General features: G+C 44.2%; 20 protein-coding genes. 10 read left to right on the forward strand and 10 right to left on the reverse strand.

Going from position 1 to position 18,673, the window contains the following annotated elements; genetic code table 11:
* The first annotated feature begins 147 nt into the window (after positions 1-147).
* A complete protein-coding gene (locus CWO27_RS09310; RefSeq protein WP_107898900.1) occupies positions 148-882 on the forward strand; it encodes a pseudouridine synthase in 735 nt (244 codons plus the stop codon).
* Between the two features lie 34 nt (positions 883-916).
* Entirely contained in the window at positions 917-1,879 is a 963-nt protein-coding gene (locus CWO27_RS09315; protein ID WP_107898901.1) for a D-2-hydroxyacid dehydrogenase, read from the forward strand.
* Positions 1,880-1,983: 104 nt separating this feature from the next.
* Here CWO27_RS09315 and CWO27_RS09320 read toward each other — a convergent pair whose 3' ends face one another.
* The 4 genes from CWO27_RS09320 to argR all read right to left on the reverse strand — a co-directional run bounded on the left by CWO27_RS09320 (position 1,984) and on the right by argR (position 7,145).
* Positions 1,984-2,421 carry a universal stress protein gene (locus CWO27_RS09320; RefSeq protein ID WP_010434405.1) on the reverse strand — a complete coding sequence of 146 codons (438 nt, stop codon included), beginning with the start codon at positions 2,419-2,421 and terminating at the stop codon, positions 1,984-1,986.
* A 107-nt stretch (positions 2,422-2,528) separates the two neighbouring features.
* Complete coding sequence (locus CWO27_RS09325) at positions 2,529-5,108, reverse strand: TRAP transporter permease (RefSeq protein WP_107898902.1); 2,580 nt, start codon at positions 5,106-5,108, stop codon at positions 2,529-2,531.
* 255 nt (positions 5,109-5,363) lie between these two features.
* Positions 5,364-6,332, reverse strand: a complete 969-nt coding sequence (locus tag CWO27_RS09330; protein ID WP_017061374.1) for a TAXI family TRAP transporter solute-binding subunit — start codon at positions 6,330-6,332, stop codon at positions 5,364-5,366.
* A 342-nt stretch (positions 6,333-6,674) separates the two neighbouring features.
* Positions 6,675-7,145: a transcriptional regulator ArgR gene (gene argR / locus CWO27_RS09335; RefSeq protein ID WP_004740827.1), complete on the reverse strand. Its 471-nt coding sequence runs from the start codon at positions 7,143-7,145 to the stop codon at positions 6,675-6,677.
* A 332-nt stretch (positions 7,146-7,477) separates the two neighbouring features.
* Here argR and mdh point away from each other — a divergent pair, with 332 nt between their 5' ends.
* A complete protein-coding gene (mdh, locus tag CWO27_RS09340; protein ID WP_009847834.1) occupies positions 7,478-8,413 on the forward strand; it encodes a malate dehydrogenase in 936 nt (311 codons plus the stop codon).
* A gap of 125 nt (positions 8,414-8,538) precedes the next feature.
* Positions 8,539-8,733 (forward strand): hypothetical protein, encoded by a 195-nt coding sequence (locus CWO27_RS09345; protein ID WP_102432791.1) that lies wholly within the window; start codon positions 8,539-8,541, stop codon positions 8,731-8,733.
* 100 nt (positions 8,734-8,833) lie between these two features.
* Here the strand turns inward: CWO27_RS09345 and ispB are convergent, their stop codons facing one another.
* Positions 8,834-9,805, reverse strand: coding sequence for an octaprenyl diphosphate synthase (gene ispB / locus CWO27_RS09350; RefSeq protein ID WP_048657974.1), 972 nt, complete (start codon positions 9,803-9,805; stop codon positions 8,834-8,836).
* Between the two features lie 268 nt (positions 9,806-10,073).
* On the opposite strand from ispB, the gene rplU reads away from it, so the two are divergent.
* The 6 genes from rplU (at position 10,074) to folA (ending at position 14,188) form a co-directional block, all read left to right on the forward strand.
* Entirely contained in the window at positions 10,074-10,385 is a 312-nt protein-coding gene (gene rplU / locus CWO27_RS09355; protein ID WP_004740823.1) for a 50S ribosomal protein L21, read from the forward strand.
* Between the two features lie 19 nt (positions 10,386-10,404).
* A complete protein-coding gene (rpmA, locus tag CWO27_RS09360) occupies positions 10,405-10,662 on the forward strand; it encodes a 50S ribosomal protein L27 (RefSeq protein WP_004735905.1) in 258 nt (85 codons plus the stop codon).
* Between the two features lie 264 nt (positions 10,663-10,926).
* Complete coding sequence (gene cgtA, locus CWO27_RS09365; RefSeq protein WP_017061377.1) at positions 10,927-12,099, forward strand: Obg family GTPase CgtA; 1,173 nt, start codon at positions 10,927-10,929, stop codon at positions 12,097-12,099.
* Between the two features lie 329 nt (positions 12,100-12,428).
* Positions 12,429-13,196, forward strand: coding sequence for a threonine/serine exporter family protein (locus tag CWO27_RS09370; RefSeq protein ID WP_048657975.1), 768 nt, complete (start codon positions 12,429-12,431; stop codon positions 13,194-13,196).
* Positions 13,196-13,669, forward strand: a complete 474-nt coding sequence (locus CWO27_RS09375; protein WP_017062945.1) for a threonine/serine exporter family protein — start codon at positions 13,196-13,198, stop codon at positions 13,667-13,669. Before CWO27_RS09370 ends, CWO27_RS09375 begins: the two co-directional genes overlap by 1 nt.
* A 39-nt stretch (positions 13,670-13,708) precedes the next feature.
* Entirely contained in the window at positions 13,709-14,188 is a 480-nt protein-coding gene (gene folA / locus CWO27_RS09380; RefSeq protein WP_102432790.1) for a type 3 dihydrofolate reductase, read from the forward strand.
* A gap of 56 nt (positions 14,189-14,244) precedes the next feature.
* On the opposite strand, the gene CWO27_RS09385 is transcribed toward folA, so the two are convergent.
* The 5 genes from CWO27_RS09385 to surA all read right to left on the reverse strand — a co-directional run bounded on the left by CWO27_RS09385 (position 14,245) and on the right by surA (position 18,636).
* Positions 14,245-15,048, reverse strand: a complete 804-nt coding sequence (locus tag CWO27_RS09385; protein ID WP_048657978.1) for a symmetrical bis(5'-nucleosyl)-tetraphosphatase — start codon at positions 15,046-15,048, stop codon at positions 14,245-14,247.
* Between the two features lie 29 nt (positions 15,049-15,077).
* Complete coding sequence (gene apaG, locus CWO27_RS09390; RefSeq protein WP_004735899.1) at positions 15,078-15,458, reverse strand: Co2+/Mg2+ efflux protein ApaG; 381 nt, start codon at positions 15,456-15,458, stop codon at positions 15,078-15,080.
* Positions 15,459-15,546: 88 nt separating this feature from the next.
* Complete coding sequence (gene rsmA / locus CWO27_RS09395) at positions 15,547-16,362, reverse strand: 16S rRNA (adenine(1518)-N(6)/adenine(1519)-N(6))-dimethyltransferase RsmA (protein ID WP_017062942.1); 816 nt, start codon at positions 16,360-16,362, stop codon at positions 15,547-15,549.
* The gene (pdxA, locus tag CWO27_RS09400) at positions 16,359-17,351 is read right to left on the reverse strand and encodes a 4-hydroxythreonine-4-phosphate dehydrogenase PdxA (RefSeq protein WP_102530524.1); all 993 of its coding nucleotides are present in this window, start codon (positions 17,349-17,351) and stop codon (positions 16,359-16,361) included. The genes rsmA and pdxA overlap by 4 nt, the downstream gene beginning before the upstream one ends.
* Positions 17,338-18,636: a peptidylprolyl isomerase SurA gene (gene surA, locus CWO27_RS09405; RefSeq protein ID WP_048609649.1), complete on the reverse strand. Its 1,299-nt coding sequence runs from the start codon at positions 18,634-18,636 to the stop codon at positions 17,338-17,340. The genes pdxA and surA overlap by 14 nt, the downstream gene beginning before the upstream one ends.
* Positions 18,637-18,673: the final 37 nt, after the last annotated feature.

Genomic DNA, 18,673 nt, shown 5'->3' on the forward strand with positions numbered 1-18,673 from the left:
TGATGCTGACTTCTTATTTTCCGTTACCCTATCAATACCATGTTTTGTAAAGTCGTCAACTTTTATGTACAAAAATGTTGGAAATTGTATTTATTAATAAACAAATTAACCGTAAATTATTTATTAACCAGTAATTTAGAGGCTTCAATGGCGTTAGAGCTGTACACACCACCACGTGAACCGTGGATCGACATTGTCTATCAAGATGACGATATTCTTGTGGTGAACAAGCCAGCAGGCCTACTTTCAGTGCCGGGAAGATTGCCAGAGCATTACGACAGTATGTGGAGTCGGTTGGTTGAGGAGTTTGCTGATATTCAGGTCGTGCATCGCTTGGATATGTCGACATCGGGCTTGATGTTGTTAGCTAAACATAAGCAGGTTGAGCGGCATTTGAAGAAGCAGTTCCAATATCGACTGACACATAAGCTCTATTACGCACGAGTGTGGGGGGCAGTAGAAGAAAAAGAAGGGCTTATTGATCTGCCACTCATCTGTGATTGGCCGAATCGCCCTAGGCAGAAAGTGTGTTTTGATGATGGCAAGCCATCACAGACTCGTTATGTGGTAGAGCAAGAAGAGACTCAAACCACTTTGTTGAAGTTACTGCCGATTACCGGTCGCTCTCATCAGTTGCGTGTGCATTGTATGGAAATAGGGACGCCCATTGTTGGCGACGAGTTTTATGCAACGCCTGAAGCTTTTGAGTATAGCGATAGATTAGCTTTACATGCGTGTGAACTGAGCTTCTATCATCCGGAGAACAACCAACTGTTCAAAGCCTTTGTTCCTTGTGAGTTTTACCCTCAAGCGTCACCACAAATTGAACAGCACTTTGAAATTGCGCCAGAGCTTCCAGACTACAGAAAGCTAAAAGCTTAGAATGGTGTCATCAATACCAATTCAAGGACGTACAATGCCGAAGTTGAAAGTGGTCTTTCTTGACCGGGCTACCATCCCATCTCAAATCAATTTAAAACCTCTTAGCTTTGAACATGAATGGATTGAGTTTGATTTTACTGCTCCAGAGCTCGTTGCTGAGCGCGTTGCGGGAGCAGATGTTGTTATCACCAATAAGGTTGTGCTCAACGCTGATAATTTAGCTCAAGCGCAACAACTCAAGTTGATCGCTGTTTCTGCTACAGGTGTCAACAATGTTGATGTGGAATACTGCAAGGGCAGTAATATCGCAGTGGCTAATGTGCAAGGCTATGCGACTCAGTCGGTACCTGAACATGTGATTGCTATGCTGTTTACGCTAAAGCGAAATCTTGTTGGCTACCATCAAGACATTGAAGCCGGGGAGTGGCAGAAGGGTAAGCAGTTCTGTTTCTTTACTCATCCGATTCAAGACGTGGCGGGTAGCACATTAGGCTTAATGGGCAGTGGCAGCTTAGGGCAAGCAACCGCAATATTAGCCAAAGCAATTGGTATGAAAGTTATTTTTGCTGAGCGCAAAGGGGCTGACTCTTGTCGAGAAGGCTACCTACCTTTTGAAACTGTTTTAAAGCAAGCGGATGTGATCAGCCTGCATTGCCCTTTGACTGATGCGACTCGCAACCTGATTTCAGAGCGAGAGCTCGCGATAATGAAACCGAGTGCAGTCTTAATCAATGCAGGGCGCGGTGGATTAGTTGATGAGCAAGCCTTAGTTGAGGCTTTGAAAAAACATGAGATTGCAGGCGCAGGTATGGATGTATTCACACAAGAGCCTGCAGATACGTCGAATCCATTATTGGCCAACAGTCACTTACCAAATTTACTGCTGACACCACATGTGGCATGGGGCAGTGACAGTTCAATTCAAAAGCTGTCGGATATCTTAATGGACAACATAGATGGCTTTGTCGCAGGTAATCCGCAAAACTTAGTGCGTTGATTCTTGAGATCTTTACTACGATTGGTATTAAGCGAGTAGAGTTCAAAACAAAAAAGGTTGGCTTTTGGGCCAACCTTTTTAGATCGTTATGTCGATTAAGTGATTTAGCCTTGCGGCTTAACTACCAATACATTGATTGGTGAGTTCTGTACCACTTTGCTTGCAACAGAACCAAGAACCACTTTGTCGATTTTCGAACGCTTATGGCTAGGCATCACAATAAGGTCGGCGCCAAGCTTTTCTGCGTAATCAAGAATCGTCGTGTAAGTTTTACCTTCAGCTACGTGAACCTTATACACCACTTCATCGTCGATGTGTTTGTCGGCAAACTCTTTCAGCTGATTTTTAACATCAAGCTTCATTTGGTTCGCCGCATCTTTCGGGAAGTAAGACGCCACCATCGACATGTGAATGCCCGGTAGTACGTTCAGAATGTGGATTTCAGCATTGCTGTGTTTCGCGTGCCATACCGCTAGCTCGACTGCTTTATCAGAAAAGCCTTTGTCGTTAAGATCAACGGGAACAAGGATTTGTCTATACATGTATTCGTCTCTTTTTGAGCAGCGCTTAGCACATACCAAACGCTGTAATTATCTTTTCCATGTAGTAAAAAAGCCAAATAGAGTAGAGCGCTACTTGGCTCTATCCATTACGCGCTAATCTCATCCTTACGAGCACGCCTTCTTTGGTTCATCGCTAAACCAATCAAAATCAGTAGGGCAGGTAAGAATACCCACTCTTTCATTGGTCGATCTGCATCTTGGATAACGGATTTAATTTCCCAATCAAAGTCAATGCCAGCGGCTTCTGCAGGGCTACCAAACTCAACCATATCAACAATCATCTTGTTGTCAGCTTGTGTCAGCATTAGGCCCATTGAAGCAATGCGGTCTTCACTTGTTGTCGCAGAATCTTCAAACGGAAGGCGAACTGTTTTCTCAGAATAGTTACCTTCTAAGTTTTCGCCACCTACTCTCAATTCAAGTGATTGTCCCACAGATAGATTTTCTGTGATTTGAGCGATCTCAACTCCTGGCGAAAGAACTTTCTCTGGGTAGATCATGTCCCACCAGAAACCTGGGCGGAAGAAAGAGAAAGTCAGAACGATAAGCAGTATGGTTTCCCACCACTTGTTCTTAGTGAACCACCAACCTTGAGTTGCTGCTGCAAAGATAAGTACCGCAGTAACCGAAGAGAAAATCGTTAGCGCTAAATGCCACCAAGAATCAATGCCCATCAACAGTAGTTGGGTATTGAATATGAACATGAATGGTAAGATTGCGGTCCGGATATCGTAGGTAAAACCTTGAATACCTGTACGAATCGGGTCTGATTTCGCAATCGCTGCTGCGGCAAATGCTGCCAGACCTACCGGAGGTGTGTCATCCGCAAGAATACCGAAGTAGAACACGAATAAGTGCACCGCAATCAGTGGGATGATAAGACCGTGCGCAGCGCCCAGAGTAACAATTACCGGCGCCATTAGCGTTGATACAACGATGTAGTTTGCTGTGGTTGGTAAGCCCATGCCTAGGATCAAGCTGATTACCGCGGTGAATAGCAACATAAGAATGATGCTACCGCCTGAGATGAACTCAACGAAATCAGTCATTACAAGGCCGATACCCGTTAGAGTCACCACACCAACAACCGTACCTGCGGCAGCTGTCGCTACACCGATACCAATCATGTTACGTGCGCCTGAAACCAAGCTCTCTGCTAGATCAACGAAACCAGCTTTAGTTTGCTCTGCAAGATCGTCTGATTTGTTCATCAGAGTCATCAAAGGACGCTGAGTGATCAAAATGAAGATCATGAAGACGGTTGCCCAGAATGCAGATAGACCTGGCGAGAAACGTTCAACGGTTAGACACCAAACTAGCACTACGATAGGCAGTAGGAAGTGCAAACCAGATTTAATTGTTGGACCTGGATCTGGAACTTCTTTCAGGTCCGCATCGATTTCCATGCCGCCTTCAGCTGCGTATTTTGCTGATACGCGAACCAGAGCAACATAAGCGATCAATAGCGCCACAGTTACGATCGGTGTTGCAGCATCGCCAAATACATCTTTCGTCCAACCGACACCGTAGTAAACCGCGGCACTAATAACACATAGACCTAATATGGTGCCAGTGAAAGAGAGTAGGCTTTGTACGATAGTTGGTGTGTGACGACGAGGTAAGCCGGTCATGCCAGCTTTACATGCTTCTAGGTGAACGATGTAAATCAGAGCTATGTAAGAGATCAGAGCTGGCAGTAGCGCCGCCTTGATAACTTCCACATACGAGATGCCCACATACTCAACCATCAAGAATGCCGCAGCACCCATGATCGGTGGCGTTAGTTGGCCATTGGTTGAAGCCGCAACTTCTACCGCACCTGCTTTTGTGCCCGGGAAACCAACACGCTTCATTAGCGGGATAGTAAAGGTACCTGTGGTTACCACGTTTGCAATAGATGAACCTGATACCAGACCAGATAACCCAGAGGCTACAACGGCTGCTTTTGCTGGGCCGCCTTTCATGTGACCAAGCAGAGAGAATGCAATCTTGATGAAGTAGGCACCAGCACCAGCGCGTTCTAGCATTGCACCAAACAGTACAAACAAGAATACGAATGACGTTGATACGCCAAGAGCAACACCGAATACACCTTCCGTTGTTAGCCACAGGTGCGACATTGCCTTGTTCAGGCTTGCACCTTTATGGGCGATAACGTCTGGCATGTGTGGACCGCCAAAGGTGTAAAGTAGGAATACTGCCGCCACAACCATAAGAGGTGGACCTAAAGCGCGTCGTGTTGCTTCAAGCAGTAAAACCATGCCGAATACAGCAGCAACAATATCGAATGTTGTTGGTGCGCCCGAACGACCGGCAAGTTCAGTGTAGAAAATATAGATATAAGAAGCTGAAAAACTACCTACTAGCGCCAATATCCAGTCGACTGCAGGAATGCGATCCCGAGGCGAGTTCTTCATAGCTGGATAAGCGGTAAAGGCTAGGAAAATAGCAAACGTAAGGTGAATTGCTCGAGCTTCAGTGTCGTTTAAAATTGCGAAGTTAAAAATGAACGGCAGCGGAGATGCATACCAAAGTTGGAACAGTGACCAACATAGAGGCACAAACCATAAAATACGGCCTTGGATACCACGAGGGCTACGCGCACCAGTATCTGATTGTGCCACCATTTCTTGCACATCTGGAGACGGTGATGTTGTCTGCGTCATGTACTTTATCCTTATTATTGATGGTCTGCCTTTTCTTACGAACAACCAAACGTTATTTATTTCCTATCTAGTGTAGTGAATGGATAGGGAAATGCGTTCTTTGTTCGTCTTTGTCTTAGGCTTGATACGAAGGTAAGTCCTCCAAATTGGAGAAACTTAAAGGGTTGCTCTTTTCACTTAAGTTATTTTTATAAAACGTGAAAAGCCAATAAGGAGGGCTAGCCTCCTTATTGGTGTAGTAGGCTTAAAGTAGAATTACTTTAGAAGGCCCACTTCTTTGTAGTATTTTGCTGCGCCTGGGTGAAGAGGGATAGAGATACCCGCTTTAACCATGTCTTCTTTTTTCAGGTTCGCAAATGCTGGATGTAGGCGTTTGAAAGTGTCAAAGTTTTCAAATACTGCCTTAGCAACGTTGTATGCAACTTCTTCAGAAACGTCTGAAGTTGTTACCATTGTTGCTGCAACACCGAAGCTGTTTACGTCAGCGTCAGTACCACGGTACATGCCAGCAGGAACTGTGCTGTAAGCGTAGTATGGGTTTTCAGCTACGATCTTGTCGATCTGTGGACCCGTTGCTGAAACCAGTTTTGCATCACAAGACGTTGTTGCTTCTTTGATTGATCCGTTCGGGTGACCAACCATGTAGATAAATGCATCAATCTTGTTATCACAAAGTGCTTGTGAACGCTCAGAACCTTTAAGTTCAGAAGCAAGCTTGAAGCTGTCGTTCGTCCAACCCATTGCGTCCATTACAACACCCATCGTTGCACGGTCACCAGAGCCTGGATTACCAATGTTTACGCGCTTACCAGCTAGGTCAGAAACATTGTTAATGCCAGCATCGGTACGAGCGATGATGTTGAACGGTTCTGTATGTAGAGAGAACATAGCGCGAAGTTTCTTGTATTCGCCCTGATCTTTGAACTTACTTGTACCGTTGTAGCCGTGGTATTGCCAGTCCGATTGAACAACACCGAAATCTAGTTCACCAGCACGGATGGTGTTAACGTTGTAGATTGAACCACCAGTAGACTCTACAGAACAACGAATGTTGTGGTCTTTGCGGCCCTTGTTCACTAGTTTACAAATTGCACCACCAGTCGGGTAGTAAACACCCGTCACTGAACCAGTACCAATTGTGATGAACTCTTGAGCGTTAACAGCGCCAGCGCCCATTACAGCAGCTGCAATAGCACCAACTTTAATAAGTTTGGTAAATGCCATGAATTTCCCTTCCTTTATTCATTATTAACCCTGAAACAAGTGTAGTCGTTTCTGGAGTTTCCTATTTGGAAACGGCACCTTTTTCAATCCATGTGATGAAAAAGTGGCTGAATAATATCAAAAATTGGCAGAAAATTACTCGAATGTTAAAAGATATAGCTAAAAAATCTAACAAATGATGTCTAGATCTCGTGTTTAATTTGCTACTGAGTTTTTTAAAATCAATGATTTAGTGTAATTTCGGGAAGGGTGTATGGATATTCTAGGATGTGATTTGGATCACGAAGCGAATAGATGTTCGTGATCCATTAGTAAGGCTGATAGTTATGAAACAGTGAGCAATTATCCTGCGTATTCAAACAGTTCGCACACAGAATCAAACAGTTGCTTAGTGGTAACCGATAACGTTGGAGTAATAAAGATAGTGTCATCACCCGCGACCACACCCAGTATGCCTTCCGACTTACCTAGTGAGTCTAATAAGCGAGCGATAAGCTGAGCTGCACCAGGGCCAGTGTGTATCACAACTAATGCATTGTTGTGGTCAATATCTAGTACTAATTCTCGTAAAGAGCTAGAAACTGTCGGAACACCCAGTTCAGCAGGAAGACAGTAAACCATCTCCATTTTTGCGTTACGAGTTCGAACGGCACCAAACTTGGTTAACATACGCGAGACTTTAGACTGGTTGATGCTTTCAAAACCTTCGTGTTTTAGGGCATCTACAATTTCGCCTTGTGAGCCAAAACGTTCTTCTTTTAGTAAGGCTTTAAATGCACGAACTAAGTTGTCTTGCTTTTCTGTATTGCGCATATGTCATTCTTATTCATTAACAAAGATGTTTGCATATTCTCGCATACATATTCAATTTTAGCCAAAACATCCCTGTAATTTGTTAGTCATATCACTGTAAATATTTAATAGAATAATGTGTTATTTGCGACGACTTATTTTGTTATTTCAGTCGATTATCGCCATAATGCGAACTTGCTGTGTAGCACGGTTTTATTGACTTGCGCGAAGTCGCAAAGCTAGCGTTAATTGATTGTAATCACTTTGTGATTAATATAGTTTTTTAACTTAGATTTAGCTCAAGAATTACCCTACAAAGAATCTATAAGAGAAAGCTCTCAAGGAGAATAACAATGAAAGTAGCTGTTATTGGTGCCGCTGGTGGCATCGGTCAAGCCCTAGCCCTACTACTTAAGAACCGCCTACCTGCTGGTTCAGATCTTGCACTTTACGACATCGCTCCGGTAACACCGGGTGTTGCTGCCGATCTTAGCCATATCCCAACGCCTGTTTCGATCAAAGGTTACGCGGGTGAAGATCCAACACCAGCACTAGAAGGTGCGGATGTTGTACTTATTTCAGCGGGTGTTGCTCGTAAGCCTGGTATGGATCGTGCGGATCTTTTCAATGTGAACGCTGGCATTGTTAAGTCTCTTGCAGAGAAAATCGCAGTTACTTGTCCTACTGCTTGTGTTGGTATCATCACTAACCCAGTAAACACAACAGTGCCAATCGCAGCTGAAGTACTCAAGAAAGCAGGTGTTTACGATAAGCGTCGCCTATTCGGTATTACGACTCTTGATGTGATTCGTTCTGAAACGTTCGTTGCTGAACTAAAAGATAAAGATCCAGGCGACATCCGTGTTCCTGTTATCGGCGGTCACTCAGGCGTAACGATCCTTCCTCTGCTTTCTCAAGTTGAAGGCGTAGAGTTCACTGATGAAGAAATTGCAGCGCTAACGACTCGCATCCAAAATGCAGGTACTGAAGTAGTAGAAGCTAAAGCTGGCGGCGGCAGTGCGACACTGTCTATGGGTCAAGCGGCTTGTCGTTTCGGTCTTGCTCTAGTGAAAGCGCTTCAAGGTGAAGAGAACGTGATTGAATGTGCATACGTTGAAGGTGAAGGCGAACACGCACCATTCTTCGCTCAGCCAGTTAAGCTAGGTAAAGAGGGCGCAGAAGCGATCCTTAGCTACGGTGAACTGAGCGATTTCGAGCGTAACGCCTTAGACAGCATGCTTGAAACACTAAATGGCGATATCGAGATTGGTGTTGAGTTCGCTAAGTAAGCGATACAGCATTTAACTCAATTTAAAATTACTAATAAATGCCGGTCATTATGATCGGCTTTTTTGATCCTTGGATTTGCCTCGTTCGTAAATAGTGTTTTAGAGATGCAAGTGGGGCAGCAGTTATGAGTCGTATTCAAAAAGGAATGAACGTCCATTTCCATTTAGGTAGATTGGGAAAGATCCTTGTTATAGATGAGCAAGAGCAATTTGCGCTGGTTGAGTCATACAACAGCCACGAGCAGTACGCAGTGCCGCTGGAAGAGATAGAAGAAGTCGAAGCTCAACTTCCGTTGTCGTTAGAGTCGAGTCGTTATTGACAGTGGATTTGAAAAGATTTTCGTGAGGATCAAAAAAAGAGCCCTGAGGCTCTTTTTTATTATCTATGTAATGTCGCTATATAGAAGACAGTCTACAAAGTTACTTGCTGCGTTTAACAGCCAAGTGTGCAAGTGTGGTTAGTGCTTGCTTATATTCAGAGTCAGGCAGTACAGAAAGCTCAGCAATCGCTTTGTCGGCTTCTTCATAGGCTTTATTAGTCGTGTACTCTAATGAGCCTGTGTCTTTCATCACCGCCATAATGTCGTCGAGACGTTCCATGCCGTTCGCTTTCTCAATTGCTTCACGAATCATGCTTGCTTGTTCAGGAGAACCATTGTGCATTGCATATAGTAAAGGCAGCGTTGGTTTGCCTTCAGCAAGGTCGTCACCAACGTTCTTGCCCATCTCTTTACCATCAGCAGTGTAGTCCATCACATCGTCAATCAGTTGGAATGCGGTGCCTAGGTATTTACCGTAGTTTTGCATTGCCGTTTCGATTTCTGGTGATGATTCGCTAAGGATGGCACCGATTTGTGTTGCGGCTTCAAACAGGCGAGCGGTCTTAGAGTAGATCACTTGCATGTAGCTTTCTTCAGTGGTGTCTGGGTTGTTGCAGTTCATTAACTGTTGAACTTCACCCTCGGCAATCACGTTTACTGCTTCACTCATTAGTTCAAGGATCTTTAAGGATCCTAGCGTTGTCATCATTTGGAATGAGCGAGTATAAATAAAGTCACCCACCAAAACGCTAGCAGCATTACCAAAAGCTGCGTTGGCTGTCGCTTTACCGCGTCTCATGTCCGATTCGTCGACGACATCATCATGAAGTAGGGTTGCTGTGTGAATAAACTCGATAAAGGCTGCAGAGGTGATATGAGCTTCACCTTGGTAACCAAGTGCGCGAGCAGATAAAAGAGCAAGCAAAGGGCGTAGGCGTTTGCCACCACCGCTAACGATATAAAAACCAAGCTGGTTGATTAAACTTACGTCAGAATTAAGTTGGGCTTGAATTGTTTCATTCACTTTTGCCATATCATTGGCAGTAAGCGTTTGGATAGCTTTAAAATCCATTGTTCATCCGGCTGAAGTTAGACCCTGTAAGGCTTATACGTTGTATTTAATTGTTGAATAATACACTAAAAAACGTTGATTAATACATCGCTAAAGGGCATGATTGCCGCACTTTTCTTTGGCGAACAGGTTTTCGCCAATTTTTTAAAAATATGGCTTGTCATAGCGCCATGATTCCCGTAGAATCTGCGCCCTATTGATTAGTTTAGCGCACACCCGAGTTGTACAATTAACAACCATAGGCTGTGCGGAAAAAGCGGAGTAAAATATGTACGCTGTTTTCCAATCTGGTGGCAAACAACACCGAGTAAGCGAAGGTCAAACACTTCGTTTAGAGAAATTAGACGTTGAAACTGGTGCAACTGTAGAATTTGATAAAGTTCTTCTTGTTGCTAACGGCGAAGAAATCGCTGTTGGTGCACCTCTTGTTGAAGGTGGCAAGGTTACTGCAGAAGTAGTACAACACGGTCGTGGCGATAAAGTAAAAATCGTTAAGTTCCGTCGTCGTAAGCACTCGCGTAAGCAAGCTGGTCACCGTCAGTGGTTCACTGAAGTGAAAATCACTGGCATTAACGCTTAAGTATTAGGAGAGTTTAACAATGGCACATAAAAAAGCTGGCGGTTCTACTAATAACGGCCGCGATTCAGAAAGCAAACGTCTTGGTGTTAAGCGTTTTGGTGGTGAATCTGTTCTTGCAGGTAACATCATCGTTCGTCAACGTGGTACTAAATTCCACGCTGGCACAAACGTTGGCATCGGTAAAGACCACACTCTTTTCGCTCTTACTGAAGGTAAAGTGAAATTTGCTGTTAAAGGTCCTAAAAACCGTAAGTTTGTAAGCATCGAAGCTGAGTAATTTAATCTTTAATTAGATTATCTTATTAGCTTTCAAGCTGAATTCAAAAGCCCTGCCGATTCGGCAGGGTTTTTTATTTATAGCGAGAATAAAAAAGCAGACGCTCTTGCCTTAGCTTTAATAAGCTTAGCAAAGAACCTCTCCTTCTTTGTTCCTTGGTTGCAGGTCGGCCTAGATCTTAGGTGATCGATCTAAACACGGATCTGCTAGAATTTATATCACTCCTTGATGAGTGGTAACGCAACGTAAGTGCGGAGTTAAAAAATGAAATTCGTTGATGAAGCGGTAGTAAAAATAGAAGCCGGTGATGGCGGTAATGGTACAGTTAGCTTTTGGCGCGAAAAATTCGTCGCTAAAGGTGGCCCTGATGGCGGCGACGGCGGTGATGGTGGTGATGTTTACATCCAAGCGGATGAGAACTTAAACACACTGATCGATTATCGTTTCCAACGTTTTTACAACGCAGAGCGTGGTGAGAACGGTCGCGGTGGTAACTGTACTGGTAAACGTGGTAAAGACATTACACTGAAAGTGCCTGTAGGTACTCGTGCAGTTGATATCCACACCAACGAAATCGTTGCTGAAGTTGCTGAACACGGCAAGAAAGTGATGGTTGGTAAAGGTGGTTGGCACGGTCTTGGTAACACGCGTTTTAAATCGTCTGTTAACCGCGCTCCTCGTCAAAAGACAATGGGTACTAAAGGCGAAGTTCGCGAACTGCGTTTAGAGCTTCTTCTATTAGCTGACGTTGGTATGCTTGGCTTACCAAACGCAGGTAAATCTACTTTTATTCGTTCAGTATCTGCTGCGAAACCAAAAGTGGCTGATTACCCGTTCACTACCTTGATCCCAAGCTTGGGTGTAGTGAGTGTTGTTCCTGAAAAGAGCTTCGTTGTTGCCGATATCCCTGGTCTAATCGAAGGTGCAGCTGATGGCGCAGGCCTTGGTATTCGTTTCCTTAAGCACCTTGAGCGCTGTCGTGTTCTTCTGCATATGATCGATATTATGCCGATCGATCAATCTGATCCTATTCAGAATGCACTGACGATCATTGATGAGCTTGAGCAATACAGCGAAAAAGTTTCACAAAAACCTCGTTGGTTAGTGTTCAACAAAGTTGACCTAATGCCAGAAGACGAAGCAGACGAAAAGATTCAAGAAATCATCGATGCTTTGGGCTGGGAAGGCGAGTACTTCAAGATCTCTGCAGTGAATAAAATCGGCACCAAAGATCTTTGCTTCAAACTAGGTGAGTTTATGGAAAACCTACCTCGTGAAGTTGTAGAAGTTGAAGAAGAAGAGAAAGTAGACTTTATGTGGGATGACTACCATAAAGATGCAATGAGCGGTAAGAATGTCGTTACTGAAGATGACGACGATTGGGATGATTGGGATGACGAAGAAGATGACGGTCATGTTATCTATGTTCGTGACTAATCCCTCTTAACTTCTCATAAATCATCGGTCGCTTTTTCCAAGTACACTGATAGTTTTATTAAACCGCAATGAAAATTGCGGTTTTTTTGTATCTAAATCATTATGTACTGTCGAATTTTAATGCAGACTTTATTTCTAGATAATTAATACCAATCGTAGTAAATAACTGGTCACCCTAGCTTGTTAAAACGCTCGATAACTGCGTTAGAGATTTTGATTGTAGAATAACTACTTATCGAAAATCTCTGCCTTGTTCTCAAGCTTTTTTCTTGCGCTATTTCTGAACACTTACTTACTGTGATTGGTATAACGCCTATGGGAAGGAAATCATGGCATCAAAGCAAAGAGCGATCTCAAGACTTGTCGCTCAATCGGGACAAATGTTATTGGCTCACGGAGCCGAGAGCACACTGGTCGGCGATATCATGCGCCGTATCGGCATTGCTTGTGGGGTGAATGAGGTTGAAGTCGCACTGTCAGCCAATGCGCTTGTTGTTACTACTGTGATGGATGATCACTGTATTACCACCACTCGAAGTTGTGCTGATCGTGGCATTAACATGCAGGTTATCACTGACATTCAACGCATTTGCATCATGATGGAGAAGGGAATTCTTGATTATGATTTGGCGTATAAAAAGATTCAAAACATAAGCCCCGAGCGCTATAACCGTTGGCTAGTGGTTGTGATGATAGGATTATCATGTGCCTCTTTTAGCCGTCTTGCGGGCGGAGATTGGCAGGTATTCATGATGACTTTTATTGCTTCAGCCTGTGGCATGATCGTCAGACAAGAAATTGGCCATCGTCATTTCAATCCTTTATTAAATTTTGCGATCACCGCATTCGTTACCACTACCATCTCTGCTCAAGCCGTACTTTACAATATTGGCGGACAGCCCACGATCGTGATGGCTTCATCGGTATTGATGTTAGTACCCGGCTTCCCTCTGATTAACTCTGTCGCTGATATGCTTAAAGGCCATATTAATATGGGGTTAGCGCGCTTTACCATGGCCAGCTTATTAACTTTGGCGACGAGCTTGGGTATTGTGGCAGCGATGAGTTTATCTGATGTTTGGGGATGGGCGAGCTAATGAGTATTTTCGAACTGTTTTTAGGTTTGCTCAATGATATGTTTTTCGCCGCGATTCCTGCGGTTGGATTCGCATTGGTGTTTAACGTCCCGCAACGCGCTTTAATTTATTGTGCACTTGGCGGCTCTATCGGCCATGGTAGCCGTTATCTGATGATGCACTTTGGTATTCCAATCGAATGGGCAACGTTCTTTGCCGCGACGGTGGTTGGCATGATAGGGGTTCATTGGTCACATAAACTGTTAGCGCATCCTAAGGTATTTACGGTTGCTGCCTTGATTCCTATGGTCCCAGGCGTGTTTGCCTTCAAGGCAATGATTGCTATGGTAGAGATTAACAGGGCAGGCTATACGCCTGAGTTACTGGCAATGTTGATGGAGAACTTTTTGAAATCAATGTTCATTATCGCTGGACTGGCGGTTGGCTTAGCTGTACCAGGGCTGTTATTCTACCGACGCAGACCTATCGTCTAGCATCAAATCTCTTTCAGTTAAGGACAGGACTTTCGATTTATGATCATCAGTATGATTGCAGCAATGGCAAACAACCGTGTAATAGGTAAAGACAACCAGATGCCTTGGCACTTGCCTGCGGATTTTGCATGGTTTAAACGCTCGACTATGGGTAAGCCTGTAGTCATGGGGCGTAAAACCTATGATTCGATCGGGCGTCCTTTACCTGGTCGATTAAATGTTGTGATTAGCCGTGATGCGAACTTGGAAATTGAAGGGGTGACGACGGTTACTTCGATTGATAAAGCACTAGAGCTGGTCAACGATGTCGATGAAGTGATGATTATCGGTGGTGGTTCAATCTATGAAACTTGCCTACCTAAAGCAGACAAGTTGTATCTGACTTATATCGATTTTGATGTCGATGGAGATACACAATTTCCAGACTGGGGTGAAGGTTGGAAGCAGAGCTTTAACGAGAGCTATCAAGCTGACGAGAAAAACAAACACAACATGGAGTTTGTGATTCTAGAGCGTTAAGTCCTAATTTAAAAACACTTGCGCTGCTGCACGAGTAGCGCAAGTGTTTCGTATATCTACAACGCTTTTTGAGTAAAAAACTGTTTGTCTTCCCAGCGAAGTGCGGTTAAGTCTCCTCCCCAAACGCAGCCAGTATCAAGTCCAATCACGTCTTTTCCGTTATAGCCTTCAAGTGCAGCCCAGTGTCCAAAAACAACGGTTTTATCGAGCTTTATGCGTTGTGGAAGGTCAAACCACGGTACTAATGGTTCATCGGTAATTTCATTGGGTGGTAGCTTACATGCCATGTCGAGTCGACCGTCTTCAAAACAGAAGCGCATTCTTGTAAGGCTATTGATTGCATAGCGATAGCGCTCAATATCATGTAAATCCTGATGCCATAAATCAGGCGTGTTGCTGTACATGTTTTCGATAAGCCATTGCCATCTGTCCGACTTCAGCAAGGATACAACCTCTTGATTTTCGATACGTGCTGTTTCTATGCTCCATTGCGGCGAGATACCTGCATGGCACATCACGAACTCCGGGTGTTCTTGAAGCAAAGGTTGTTGCCTTAACCATTCGAGTAGTCGTTCACGATCTTCAGCATCAAGAATCGCTTGAGTCTTATCTTTTGGTTTCGCTGGAAATAGCCCTAAGGATACCGCCAGAAGGTGCAAGTCGTGGTTGCCTAATACAACCTTAGCTGCGTCACCAAGGCTACGAATAAAGCGTAGAGTTTCCAATGATTTTGGGCCTCGAGCGACTAGGTCTCCAGCTACCCATAAGGTATCTTGGTGTTTATCAAAGTTAATAGCTTCAAGCAGTAATTGAAGTTCGTCGAAGCACCCTTGGATGTCTCCGACAATATAATTCGACACAATAATTTCCTGTAGATACGGATGTACGGCTAATTAAGAATATTAGGGATTGCGAGTCTGAATGGGTCAACTTCGGTAATAAAATCAATGCCCTTGTTATCGGTCATCACGTAGTGACCTTGCATAACGCCAACAGGGGTTTCGATGACAGTGCCACTTGTGTAGGTGTATTCGTCGTTGGCTTCAATCACGGGTTGTTGCCCAACCACACCATCACCCTCAATGGTGAGTTGCTTGCCGTTAGAGTCGGTAATTAACCAGCGGCGAGACATAAGCTGCACCGTTGTTTTACTTAGATTTTTGATGGTAATAATGTAGGCGAAGACGTAACGATTCTTCGTTGGCTCAGATTGTTCTTCTATGTACTTAGAGTGAACCTGGCATTTGATACAAGGCGTAGATATATCCATATTCGCACCTTTTGTTGTTGATATACTTAATGTAATTAAAGTATTACATAAAAAAGGCTCCTAACCGAAGTGTAGGAGCCTTTTTTATTTATTTGTCAGCGTTGTGACTATCGTACAACCAGTTTGCCATGTCGACAAACTGCTCGAGCGTTAAGTTCTCAGGACGCATGCTTGGGTTGATACCAAGCTCTTCCAGTACTTCCTTATCGATCAAGCTCTTGTAGCAGTTGCGAACCGTTTTACGACGCTGGTTAAAGCCTTCACGACATACGCGATCAAGCCATTTCAGATCTTTTGCCGGGTAAGGCAGCACTTCGTATGGCTGTAGGCGAACAACTGCAGAGTCTACTTTCGGTGGCGGAACGAAGGCCGTTGGTGGCACTTCTAGCACAGGTGTCACTTTACAGTAGTACTGAGCCATCACAGTAAGACGGCCGTAAGCTTTGCTGCCTGGGCCAGCGGCTAGACGGTTAACTACTTCTTTTTGAAGCATAAAGTGCATGTCTTGCACGTCTTTATGGAATTCAAAAAGGTGGAACATCAATGGTGTAGAGATGTTGTATGGCAAGTTACCAAAAATACGTAGCTTGTTGTTTGGTTTAACCAGTTCTTGGAAGTCAAACTTCATCGCATCGCCTTCACGGATCGTTAGCTTATCAGCCAGATCCGGATGGTTACGCAGACGTTCTGCAAGGTCTCTATCCAATTCGATAACAGTAAATTTATCGACAAGCTTACCCACAGGCTCAGTAATTGCGCCTAGACCAGGACCGATCTCTACCAAGTTTTGACCAGGTAATGGGTTAATGCTCGATACGATGCCATCAATAATGTATGGATCGTTAAGGAAGTTTTGACCAAAACGTTTACGCGCTTTGTGCCCTAAGTGGACATCATTTCTCATTGCTTTTTCTCTACTAATTCAATGGCGTGCGTGAGCGCTGTTCTAAAGCTCCCTGTATCGGCTTGGCCTTTCCCTGCCAAGTCTAAGGCGGTACCGTGGTCGACTGATGTGCGAATAAACGGTAAGCCAAGCGTGATGTTCACTGAGCGACCAAACCCTTTGTATTTCAATACCGGGAGTACTTGGTCGTGATACATACCTAAAACAGCATCTGCATCTTGCAAATATTTTTCATTAAAGATGGTATCTGCTGGCAATGGGCCAACTAAATTGATGCCATCTATTTGGCGAATTTTTTCTAGCGTCGGGGTGATGGTTTCAATTTCTTCACGCCCTAAGCAACCATCTTCACCAGCATGTGGATTCAAGCCACACACGTAGATAGTTGGTTTCTCAATAGCAAATTTTTCAACCAAATCTTTATTCAGAATAGTAATAATTTGCTCTAATCTGTCTTCGGTCACTGCTTGAGATACATAAGCTAGTGGGATGTGAGTTGTTACTAGTGCAACACGCAGCCCTTCAGTTGCCAACATCATCACTACCAGTGGCGTATTGGACTTCTCTGCAAAGAACTCGGTATGGCCGCTAAAAGCAACGCCAGCTCGGTTAATTACACCCTTGTGAACAGGGCCGGTGACAATAGCATCAAATTCATGATTCATACAGCCAATTGCTGCGGTTTCTAAAGTATTTAATACGTAATGACCGTTAGCTTCGTTGAGTTGGCCTGCAACCGCCGTTTCAGCTAGTGGAACGTGTTTCACTACCAGTGTACCAGCGCGTTGAGGTTTCTTAGCTGCACTTGCGTCATAATCCAGCAGATCGACTTCGATGCCAAGAATTTTAGCTCGCTCGGCTAGCAGTGTTTTATCAGCACAAACCACGAGTTGATGAGGCCAGCTTTCTTGAGATAGAGCCAGAGTTAAATCTGGACCTATCCCTGCGGGTTCACCTGCGGTTATGACAATACGTTTAGTTGTTGTCATCTTGGTCGTCCTCAACCATTTCAACAAAGGCGCTTGCTCTTACTTCTTGTAGCCAAGCACCAGCTTCTTCGTTGAACTTACGGTTAAATAGAATTTGGTAAGCCTTGTTTTTCAAAGCTGAATCGGTACGGTCGACTTCGCGACGGTCTAGTACTTCAACAATGTGCCAACCGTGCACGGTTTTGAATGGCGCACTGATCTTACCTTCAGGTAGTGTTTCTACTTGGTGTTTGAACTCTGGTACATACAAATCTGGTGTTTGGTAGCCTAGCTCACCATCTTGTACTGCAGAACCTGGATCTTGACTGTATTGCTGTGCAAGGTCACCAAAGCTCGCTTCACCTGCGTTTACGCGGCGCGTGATTTCTTCAAGTTGCTCTTTCGCGCCATCATCACTCAAGATTACTGTTGGCTTAATCAGGATGTGACGAGCATTAACTTCTGTTACTGCAACGGTTTCTAAGCCTTTCACATCTTCAATTTTTAGAATGTGGAAACCTACACCGCTACGGAAAGGGCCAATGATGCTGCCTTTATTTTGCATTTTGATTTGGTCAGCAAAAATGGTTGGCATCTCTTCTTTACGCATCCAACCCCAATCACCACCTTGCAGCGCTTTAGGACCCTTAGAGTAAGTATACGCCATGGTGCTGAAATCTTTGCCTGAGTTCAGTTCTTCAACTAGCTCAGTAGCTTGCGCTTCTAACTCTTCTTTGGTTTGGTCGTCATTAAAGCGCAGTTGAATGTGGCCAATTTTGTATTGAACGGTCGCATTAGTCTCTTGCGCTAAGATATCTGCTAGGTTATCAACTTCCGCAGGAAGAATATTGATACGGCGACGAACTAAGGCGTTACGAGCTTCACTTGCTGCAATCTCTTTTCTTACTTGCTCTCGAAATGCATTGTAGCTAAGGCCTTCTTCCGCAACCGATGCGGTAAGTTGTTCAACCGTTTGGTTGTTGTCTTTCGCGATACCTTCGATTGCTTGATCGAGTCTAGCATCATCAATACGTACACCAATACGTTCCGCTTCTTGAGTTTGAATTGTATCGATGATCAGCTTTTCGAGCACTTGCTCATTGAGCACGTCTTGCGATGGCAGTGTTTGACCGCTTTTTTTAGCGTTTGCACGCAGCGTCTTCATCGAAGCATCGATGTCGCTTTGTAAGATAACGCCTTCGTTAACGATAACTTTTACGCTGTCTAGCTCAACCGGTGCTGCAAAGCTTGTTGATAAAGTACAAGTCGCTGCAATAGCAATTAATGTGCGTTTCCACAATGTCATGTGTAATCCTTTAAATTTACTGACATTTATCAGCAAA

The organism is Vibrio sp. 10N.286.51.C3 (assembly GCF_003050065.1).
Lineage (GTDB): Bacteria > Pseudomonadota > Gammaproteobacteria > Enterobacterales > Vibrionaceae > Vibrio > Vibrio crassostreae.

Bases quoted from the DNA above. Each gene is read 5' to 3' on its own strand.
- CWO27_RS09310 (WP_107898900.1), top strand. From the start codon at position 148: ATGGCGTTAGAGCTGTACACACCACCACGTGAACCGTGGATCGACATT.
- CWO27_RS09315 (WP_107898901.1), top strand. From the start codon at position 917: ATGCCGAAGTTGAAAGTGGTCTTTCTTGACCGGGCTACCATCCCATCT.
- CWO27_RS09320 (WP_010434405.1), bottom strand. From the start codon at position 2,421: ATGTATAGACAAATCCTTGTTCCCGTTGATCTTAACGACAAAGGCTTT.
- CWO27_RS09325 (WP_107898902.1), bottom strand. From the start codon at position 5,108: ATGACGCAGACAACATCACCGTCTCCAGATGTGCAAGAAATGGTGGCA.
- CWO27_RS09330 (WP_017061374.1), bottom strand. From the start codon at position 6,332: ATGGCATTTACCAAACTTATTAAAGTTGGTGCTATTGCAGCTGCTGTA.
- argR (WP_004740827.1), bottom strand. From the start codon at position 7,145: ATGCGCAATACAGAAAAGCAAGACAACTTAGTTCGTGCATTTAAAGCC.
- mdh (WP_009847834.1), top strand. From the start codon at position 7,478: ATGAAAGTAGCTGTTATTGGTGCCGCTGGTGGCATCGGTCAAGCCCTA.
- CWO27_RS09345 (WP_102432791.1), top strand. From the start codon at position 8,539: ATGAGTCGTATTCAAAAAGGAATGAACGTCCATTTCCATTTAGGTAGA.
- ispB (WP_048657974.1), bottom strand. From the start codon at position 9,805: ATGGATTTTAAAGCTATCCAAACGCTTACTGCCAATGATATGGCAAAA.
- rplU (WP_004740823.1), top strand. From the start codon at position 10,074: ATGTACGCTGTTTTCCAATCTGGTGGCAAACAACACCGAGTAAGCGAA.
- rpmA (WP_004735905.1), top strand. From the start codon at position 10,405: ATGGCACATAAAAAAGCTGGCGGTTCTACTAATAACGGCCGCGATTCA.
- cgtA (WP_017061377.1), top strand. From the start codon at position 10,927: ATGAAATTCGTTGATGAAGCGGTAGTAAAAATAGAAGCCGGTGATGGC.
- CWO27_RS09370 (WP_048657975.1), top strand. From the start codon at position 12,429: ATGGCATCAAAGCAAAGAGCGATCTCAAGACTTGTCGCTCAATCGGGA.
- CWO27_RS09375 (WP_017062945.1), top strand. From the start codon at position 13,196: ATGAGTATTTTCGAACTGTTTTTAGGTTTGCTCAATGATATGTTTTTC.
- folA (WP_102432790.1), top strand. From the start codon at position 13,709: ATGATCATCAGTATGATTGCAGCAATGGCAAACAACCGTGTAATAGGT.
- apaG (WP_004735899.1), bottom strand. From the start codon at position 15,458: ATGGATATATCTACGCCTTGTATCAAATGCCAGGTTCACTCTAAGTAC.
- rsmA (WP_017062942.1), bottom strand. From the start codon at position 16,362: ATGAGAAATGATGTCCACTTAGGGCACAAAGCGCGTAAACGTTTTGGT.
- pdxA (WP_102530524.1), bottom strand. From the start codon at position 17,351: ATGACAACAACTAAACGTATTGTCATAACCGCAGGTGAACCCGCAGGG.
- surA (WP_048609649.1), bottom strand. From the start codon at position 18,636: ATGACATTGTGGAAACGCACATTAATTGCTATTGCAGCGACTTGTACT.